General features: G+C 43.2%; 6 protein-coding genes. All 6 read right to left on the bottom strand.

Annotated features, from left to right (window positions below; translation table 11 throughout):
- Window positions 1–562: 562 nt before the first annotated feature.
- A complete protein-coding gene (locus H539_RS0123820; RefSeq protein ID WP_026695600.1) occupies window positions 563–1,897 on the bottom strand; it encodes a glucose-6-phosphate isomerase in 1,335 nt (444 codons plus the stop codon).
- Between the two features lie 90 nt (window positions 1,898–1,987).
- Window positions 1,988–2,650 (bottom strand): fructose-6-phosphate aldolase, encoded by a 663-nt coding sequence (gene fsa, locus H539_RS0123815; RefSeq protein ID WP_026695599.1) that lies wholly within the window; start codon window positions 2,648–2,650, stop codon window positions 1,988–1,990.
- A gap of 27 nt (window positions 2,651–2,677) precedes the next feature.
- Entirely contained in the window at window positions 2,678–3,571 is an 894-nt protein-coding gene (gene gnd / locus H539_RS0123810) for a phosphogluconate dehydrogenase (NAD(+)-dependent, decarboxylating) (protein WP_026695598.1), read from the bottom strand.
- Window positions 3,572–3,609: 38 nt separating this feature from the next.
- Window positions 3,610–5,604, bottom strand: coding sequence for a transketolase (gene tkt / locus H539_RS0123805; protein WP_026695597.1), 1,995 nt, complete (start codon window positions 5,602–5,604; stop codon window positions 3,610–3,612).
- 28 nt (window positions 5,605–5,632) lie between these two features.
- Window positions 5,633–7,123 carry a glucose-6-phosphate dehydrogenase gene (gene zwf, locus H539_RS0123800; protein ID WP_026695596.1) on the bottom strand — a complete coding sequence of 497 codons (1,491 nt, stop codon included), beginning with the start codon at window positions 7,121–7,123 and terminating at the stop codon, window positions 5,633–5,635.
- A 430-nt stretch (window positions 7,124–7,553) separates the two neighbouring features.
- Entirely contained in the window at window positions 7,554–8,486 is a 933-nt protein-coding gene (locus H539_RS0123795; RefSeq protein ID WP_026695595.1) for an NAD(P)-dependent alcohol dehydrogenase, read from the bottom strand.
- Window positions 8,487–8,959 lie beyond the last annotated feature (473 nt).

The following is an 8,959-nucleotide window of genomic DNA, read 5'->3' as shown; positions in this document are numbered from 1 at the left end:
TTTGTCCTTTAGAGCCTTCCTCACGGACAAATTTCTGACTCTTCAATCCAATTATGTCCTTTAGAACCCCATTTACGGATAAATCTCTGATCTTTTATCTCTGTTCAACAATCTACACCACACATCTAAGCAGCTGCCTTATTCCGGAGATAACTGCCTATTTTACCGTCCGCTATTATAATTGGTTCAAAGCTGAAAAGCTCTTATAAATGCACACATCATCTTCATCAGCCAAACATGTAAAAGCACTATTAAGAATACTAATACCTATTTATCCTTACGGGGGTGAATTTTGAACCTCTTCCGCCAAGGAGGATTATTTTTCGTGTGTTTTAGGATTGATTTTGTTCTCATGCACCTTATGAAAGACATTTCTTCCATCAGTCCCCTCTGTTTTGTCCTCCATCCCCCTTATGAAAGACATTTCTTCCACCAGCCCGCTTCTGTTTTGTCCTTCATCCCGTCTGTGTAGCTTTAGTTGAAGATTTTGTCCCTGCCATACACCCCTTCCACAGTAAAAAACCCCCCATTCAAAATGAATGGAGGGCTCTGATTCAATCAATTATTTTAAACGGTCAACGAGCTTAGCACGCTGCTCTTCGTAGCCTGGTTTTCCTAGAAGGGCAAACATGTTCTTTTTGTATGCTTCTACTCCAGGCTGGTCGAATGGGTTCACGCCTTGGATTAAGCCGCTGATTGCGCAGGCTTTTTCGAAGAAGTATACCATTTCGCCGAATGTGTAAGGAGTCAGCTGGTCTAGTTCAACAGCAAGGTTCGGAACTCCGCCGTCCACGTGGGCAAGAACTGTACCTTGGTACGCATTTTTGTTTACGAAGTCCATTGTTTTGCCGGCAAGGTAGTTCAGGCCGTCAAGGTCAGAAGCTTCTTCTTTCAGTGTGATATCGATCGCTGGGTTCTTAACCAAAACTGTAGTTTCGATTAGATCGCGGCGTCCTTCCTGCACGTACTGACCCATTGAGTGAAGATCAGTTGTGAAGTCAACAGAAGCTGGGAATAGTCCTTTTTGGTCTTTTCCTTCACTTTCGCCGAAGAGCTGTTTCCACCATTCAGATACGAAGTGCAGAGATGGCTCGTAGTTTACAAGAAGTTCGATATTGTAGCCTTTGCGGTAAAGAGCGTTTCTTACAGCCGCATATTGATAGCTTTCGTTTTCAGCAAGGTCTGCTGCGCTGTATTTTTCTGCAGCTGCTGCAGCTCCTTCCATCATTGCGTCGATGTCGATTCCAGCTGTTGCGATTGGAAGCAAACCTACTGCAGTAAGAACAGAGTAGCGTCCGCCTACATCGTCAGGAATAACGAACGTTTCATAGCCTTCTTCATCAGCAAGAGTTTTCAGAGCGCCTCTTGCACGGTCAGTTGTAGCATAGATGCGTTTTTTCGCTTCTTCTTTTCCGTATTTTTTCTCCAGGTATTCACGGAAAATACGGAATGCGATAGCTGGCTCAGTTGTTGTACCTGATTTTGAAATCACGTTTACTGAGATGTCTTTGTCTTTGATTACTTCAAATAGATGTGTCAGGTATGTAGCACTGATGTTTTGGCCAGCAAAGTATACTTGTGTTTCTTTGCCCATTTGGTTATGGAACGTATGGGAAAGAGATTCGATGGCAGCGCGTGCTCCAAGGTAAGAACCGCCGATACCGATGACGATCAATACTTCGGAATTGCTGCGAATTTTTTCAGCCGCTTTTTTAATGCGTGCAAACTCATCTTTATCATAAGCAGTCGGAAGGTCAACCCATCCAAGGAAGTCAGAGCCTGGTCCCTTTTTCTCATGCAGAAGATTGTGAGCTGTTTTTACGAAAGCGTTTAGGTTGTCTACTTCACTTTGATTCATGAAAGACAATGCATTTTTATAATCGAATGAAATCGCCATTTGAACATGTCTCCTTTTCTCTTGCTTCAATTAGAAAGCGTTAGATACCCCTGATAAATCAAGGAGTATCTAACGCTGTTTGACTAACTATTACTCAACATTTTTCCAGTCAGCAGCAAATTTTTCCAAACCTTGGTCAGTTAATGGGTGTTTTGCAAGCTGCTCAATTACTTTGAAAGGAACAGTAGAAATGTGAGCTCCAGCAAGCGCTACACGAGTAACGTGATCTGGGTGGCGGACAGAAGCCGCAATGATCTGTGTATCAAGGTTGTGCACACGGAACAATTCTGCAATTTTTGCAACAAGCTGTACGCCGTCTTCAGAAATATCGTCTAAGCGGCCTAGGAATGGAGAAACATAAGTTGCTCCAGCACGTGCTGCAAGAAGAGCCTGGTTCACAGAGAAGATAAGAGTAACGTTTGTTTTGATGCCTTTTTGAGTCAGGTTACGGCAAGCTTCAAGGCCAGCAAGTGTCATTGGAAGCTTGATTGTGATGTTTTTGTTTCCGCCGTTGATTTTAACTAATTCATCAGCTTCAGCGATCATATCTTCTGCGCTTAGTGCGTTTGGAGTAACCTCTGCAGATACAGATTCTACTTCAGGAACAGCTACAAGGATTTCCTCGATGCGCTCTTCGAATTTCACGCCTTCTTTAACTACTAGAGAAGGGTTAGTAGTAACACCAGAAAGAACGCCCAATTTATAAGCTTTTTTGATGTCGTCTAGATTAGCAGTATCGATAAAAAATTTCATGGTTATTTCCTCCGTTTTCCTGTTAGATTAGTTTTTTTCTACAGCGTGTCCGCCAAATTCGTTTCTAAGTGCAGCAACTACTTTACCGTTGAAAGTATCAGTTTCAAGAGAGCGGTAGCGCATTAGTAGGGACATAGCGATAACTGGAGTAGCAGCTTGAAGATCAAGAGCAGTTTCCAAAGTCCACTTGCCTTCACCTGAAGAATGCATGATACCCTTGATGCCATCAAGCTTAGCATCTTTAGAGAATGCATTTTCAGTAAGTTCCATTAACCAAGAACGGATAACTGAACCGTTGTTCCAAACACGTGCTACTTTTTCGTAATCGAAGTCAAATTCGCTCTTTTCAAGAACTTCGAAGCCTTCGCCGATTGCAGCCATCATGCCGTATTCAACACCGTTGTGGACCATTTTCAAGAAGTGGCCGCTTCCTGCTTCACCAGCATAAAGATAGCCGTTTTCAACAGCAGTGTCACGGAAGATTGGTTCTACGATTTCCCAAGCTTCTTTGTCTCCGCCGATCATGTAGCAAGCGCCGTTTCTAGCACCTTCCATACCGCCGGAAGTTCCAGCGTCCATGTAGCGCACACCGTATTCTTTAAGTGAATTGTAGCGGCGGATAGACTCTTTGTAGTGAGAGTTTCCTGCTTCAATCACGATATCTTCTTTGCTTAGAAGAGGAGCGATTTCATCTAATACTGAATCTACAACCTGGTGAGGAACCATGATCCAAAGAACTCTTGGAGTTTCAAGAGAAGCTACAAGGTCTTTCAGGGCGCTGTAGCCAGAACCGCCGTATGACTCCATTTCTTTTACAGCGTCAGCATTCAAATCGAATGCTGCCACTTCGTGCTTGTTGTCGATTAAATTTTTACCAAGATTTAATCCCATTTTACCTAATCCAACTAATCCAACTTTCATTGTGTACATCTCCTACTGTGTTTTAATTCTGATATATATTAAGAATTCAATAGATTCTTAACAGCTTCCACTACGTGGCCAGTTGTAAAGCCGAATAGATTCATAACATCTGCACCAGTTCCGGAAGCACCGAATGTTTCGATAGAAAGCATTTTGCCCTCGGTTCCTACAAAGCGTTCCCAGCCCATGGAAATTCCCATTTCGATAGATACACGCTTTGTAGCAGATGCCGGCAGTACTGACTCTTGATATTCTTTAGATTGAACTTTGAATAGCTCCCAGCTTGGCATAGCCACTACTCGTACAGAAATGTTTTCTTTCTCAAGCTCTTCTTTAGAAGCCATAGCCAATGATACTTCAGAACCAGTTGCGATCAATGTAACATCCGCATCTGCTTTTGTTTCTGAAAGAACATAAGCACCTTTAGAAAGGTTGTCAAGGTTGCCTTCAGTTTCTTTGTAAACAGGAAGGTTTTGACGGCTTAAGATCAATGCTACAGGACCATCAGTCTGCTTCAATGCATATGCCCATGCACTTGCAGTTTCGTTCGCATCAGATGGACGGATAACAGTAAGTCCAGGAATGGCTCTTAGAGCAGCGATCTGTTCAACCGGCTCGTGAGTTGGTCCGTCTTCCCCTACTGCGATTGAATCATGTGTGAACACATACGTTACAGGCAGTTTAGAAAGAGCTGCCAGACGGATGGATGGACGCAGATAGTCATTGAACACAAAGAATGTGCTTACGAATGGCTTTACGCCTCCGTGAAGGGCCATACCGTTTCCTGCAGCACCCATTGCATGCTCGCGCACACCGAAGTAAACATTTCTGCCAGCGAATGACTCGACAGCGAATGCTTTTTCACCAGTGATATCAGTCATGGTTGAGTGTGAAAGGTCTGCACTTCCGCCAAAGATGGCTGGTACAGTTTTAACAAAGTGATTGATGGCTTTTCCGCTTGCAACACGAGTTGATACAGCTTTGCCTTCTTCAAATGTTAAAATGTCTTTTGCTTCAATCAATGCTTTGCCGTTGATAGCATTTTCAAGCTCTTCAGCAAGTTCAGCATATTTTTCTTTGTAAGCCGCGAATAAAGAATTCCAAGCTTTTTCTTTTTCAGCGCCTTCTTCTTTAAGCTGTGCCATGTGGGCTTTTACTTCTTCTGGTACATAGAAATCTTCTTCAAACAGCCACTCGTAAGCTTTTTTAGTTGCTTTCGCTTCTTCAGCACCCAGTGGAGCGCCGTGAGCTTTGTTTGTTCCGGCTACTTTAGGGCTTCCGAAACCGATGATTGTTTTGATTTCGATGATTGTTGGCTGATCAGAATTGCTCTTAGCAAGCTCAATTGCACTTGAAATAGCTTCAAGATCATTGCCGTCTGTTACTAGAATGTGCTGCCAGCCAGCAGATTCTGCTCTCTTTTTAACATCTTCAGAGAATGATAGACCAAGTTCTCCATCAAGAGAGATATCATTTGAATCGTAAAGGGCAATCAATTTGCCTAGTTTCATATGGCCTGCCATTGACATTGCTTCATATGAAATACCTTCACTAAGGTCGCCGTCGCCGACTAATGCGTAAGTATAGTGGTCTACAACCGAGAATTCATCTTTATTGAATTTAGCTGCCAGGTGAGCTTCAGCCATTGCCATACCCACAGCAGTCGCAATACCTTGTCCAAGTGGACCAGTAGTAGCGTCTACACCGTCAGTGTGGCCGAACTCAGGGTGTCCCGGAGTTTTGCTGTTCAGCTTACGGAAGCTTTTCAAGTCTTCGATGGATACATCATATCCGAACAGGTGAAGCATGCTGTACAGCATACTTGAACCATGTCCTGCTGAAAGGACGAAACGGTCACGGTCAAACCATTTTGCGTGTCCTGGGTTATGTTTTAAATGCTTCGCCCAAAGTGTGTAAGCCATTGGAGCTGCACCCATCGGAAGTCCTGGATGACCAGAATTAGCTGCGTTGATGCTGTCGATGGATAATGTTCTGATCGTAGCTACTGCTAAGTTTTCAATTGCTTGGCTCATTTACGTGAATCCTCCTAAAATTAAAGCGTTACTTTACAACTGCCTCTTTTGATTCTTTATCCAGCCACCATTTGAAGTTCTGTTCGCCAAGAAGGGCGTCTGAAGCTTCAGGGCCGTTAGAACCTGCCGGATACTGATGAAGCGGCGCTTGGTTCTCATTGAATACATTCAAGACAGGCTGAACCCATTTCCAAGATAACTCTACTTCGTTCCAATGTGCAAAGAAAGTGGAATCGCCGCGCAATGCGTCATTGATCAGAAGTTCATATGCTTCTGGGACGTTCTTGCGGTTTGAAACGTAATCAATTTTTATTGGCTCCAGCTTTCCTGCTTCTAATGGGTTCTTGCTGTTAAGCATAAAGGAAATACCTTCATTAGGGTTAATCTCTACTACTAGGAGATTGGCAACTGTGTTTTTCTCACCATTGCTGTACACATCATTTGCCGGATTTTTAAATTCAACGACAATGCGTGTGGATTTTTCATTCATACGCTTACCTGTACGAATATAGAAAGGAACGCCTTTCCAGAAGTCGTTATCGATCCATAGCCTTGCAGCGATAAACGTATCATTTTTTGAAGAAGCTTCAATACCTGGTTCATCGAGATATCCTGGAACCGGCTTGCCTGCCATTTCACCTGCAGCATATTGGCCGCGGATAACATTGGCAGCGACTTCTTCTTTAGAGTACATGCGAAGAGATTCCATAACAGATCGTTTTTCCCTGCGGATGTTTTCTGCTGTAAGCTCTTCAGGCTTGCTCATAGCTGTCATCATGACCATTTGAAGCATATGGTTCTGAACCATATCGCGGATGGCGCCTGATGTGTCATAGTAGCCCGCTCTTTCTTCTACGCCCACGACTTCGCTCGCTGTGACCTGAACATTGGCGATGTGCTTGTTGTTCCAAAGAGCCTGGATAATAGGATTTGCAAACTCAAGCGCTTCTAGGTTTTGAACCATCGGCTTGCCAAGGTAGTGGTCGATGCGGTAAATTTCATCTTCCTTAAAGGACTTGCTTAGTCTTTCATTCAGTTCCCTTGCAGATTGAAGGTCATGGCCGAATGGCTTTTCGATGATCAGGCGTTTCCAGCCTTTTGTATCACCCAGACCGCTTTCTTTGATGCTAGTAGAAATCACATCAAACAGCTGAGGACCTACTGAAAGATAGAACATCCGGTTTTGCGGGATGCCAAGTTCTTGTTCTCTTTCTTCCACTAACGCAAGAAGAGTTTTGAAGTCTTCTATACTATAAGCGTCAAGCGGCAGATATCTGAACATAGAAATAAACTCTTCTTTTTTAGAGTCATCACTGGCTTTCCTTCTAGAGAAATGCTCTAGAGATTGTTTGAGGTTCTCATGCAGTTCATCAGAAGACATTTCGCCTCTGCCAAGAGTGACTATTGAAAATGTTTTCGGCAATTTTTCATCCAAAAAGAGGTTGAAAAGAGCAGGATAAATCTTACGTTTAGCCAAATCTCCAGTTCCTCCAAATAATACGAAAGTTGCGGAATCCATATTTTTCACCTCTTCTTCATCCATTACTAAAAAGACACTTTTTATTACTTAGGTTACATTTCGTAACCATGTTATCTCTAATAAAATATTTCGTCAAGAGAAAAGTTTATAATCTATCACTATTTTTTCTAATATCTTTTAAAAAGAAAAAATGAAAACGCTTTACTATATTTGTCGCTCGAGATTATTTTTTGTAACCTCTTTCATTCTGAATTATCTTTCTATTTTTAAAATTAAATGACCGCTTTTCTCCTATTGGTTTAAGATCAAAAAATGCGTACGAAGTACCAAAGAGAAGTTTTTCCTTACACTCCAAACAGGCTGATTCAACAACTGAATTTTCACTGTACCTAATAAATAAGAATGAACTCACTCTGATAAGAAATAAAAACTCGTAAAAAAAACACCCTCAGGGTGTTTTTGTAATTATTCATTTATCCATAGAGTCTCCATGCCGCACCTTAATCACCACGTTCCCCTTTTTATGCCCTTTTTCCACATACCGGTGAGCCTCTGTAATCTGATCCAGCTCATACTCTTTATCAATCACCGAAATCAAGCGGTCTGTTTCTATAAGCCCTTTTAGGAAAATCAAATCCTCCTGGCGCACTTTTGCAATCCCCTGCCCGTTTACCGTCACAAAAATTCCTCCTGAGGCAAGGGCTTTGCGGCAATCTTTTTTGGACCGTTTTCCTACCGCATCAAAAATAAGGTCATAGCGTTCGCCTGTTTCTGTAAAATCCTCTTCTTTATAATCAATGAGCTCATGAGCCCCCAGTGATTTTACCAGTGGAAAATTGGAGGTGCTGCAGACAGCCGTAATATGTGTCCCGAAATGCCGGGCAAGCTGCACAGCCGCCGTGCCGACCGACCCTGAAGCTCCATAGATTAAAATCCGCTGTCCTTCCTGGATCTTTCCTTTCCTAAGGAAGAAAAGCGCTGAAGTTCCTCCAAACGCCGCGGCCGCTGCTTCTTCAAAACTCATATTGACTGGCTTTTCTGCTGCGGCCCCCTTTTCAGAAATACAGGCATATTCGGCATGACCGCCAAAATTCATTCCGGTCAGGGCAAAAACATGGTCCCCTTTTTTAAACTTCTTCACATCCTTCCCCATTTCTGCGACTTCCCCCGCCAGCTCCACACCCAGAATGGATTTCCTGGGCTTTGTAAAGCCAAGGAAGGCTCTCATGGGCAGCCATAATAAAAGGGGGCTATTAAAGCTTCGGACCCGAATATCACCCGAGGCAACCGTTGAAGCACGAACCTTCACTAGGATTTCATGATCCTTTGGAACTGGCCGTTTGACGTCTCTGAGCTCCAATACCTCAGGCGGTCCATATTTAGTGCATACAGCTGCTTTCAAAGCGATTTCCCCCTGTTCGTTCTATTACATTAAGTAACCCGGGGCATGGCTAATATCAGGTGGGTGGCCCTCAGCGGCATTTATGCGTTTTCCATTCAGTGTAGTGTCCGTTAGTATCTTTCTTATGGACAAAATTTCGTTAGCATTCAGCGTAGTGTCCTTTAGCACCCCTTTCATGGACAATTCTCCGTCTTCCTTCGAGCATAAGGTCCATTAGAACCCTTCTCATGGACAATTATTCGTCATCCTTGCCAGCGTAATGTCCAATAGAACTTTTCTCATTGACTTATCTTCGTCATCCATTCAGCGTAGTGTCCATTAGAACCCTTCTCATGGACATTTCTTCGTCTTCCTTCCAGCGTAAGGTCCATTAGAACTCTTCTCATTGACCTATCTTCGTCATCCGTTCAGCATAGTGTCCATTAGAACCCTTCTCATTGACCTATCTTCGTCATCCGTTCAGCATAGTGTCC

The organism is Peribacillus kribbensis DSM 17871 (genome assembly GCF_000430765.1).
Lineage (GTDB): Bacteria > Bacillota > Bacilli > Bacillales > DSM-1321 > Paraperibacillus > Paraperibacillus kribbensis.
Note: the sequence above shows the minus strand (reverse complement) of the source record. Positions and strands in the feature narration are given on the sequence as shown.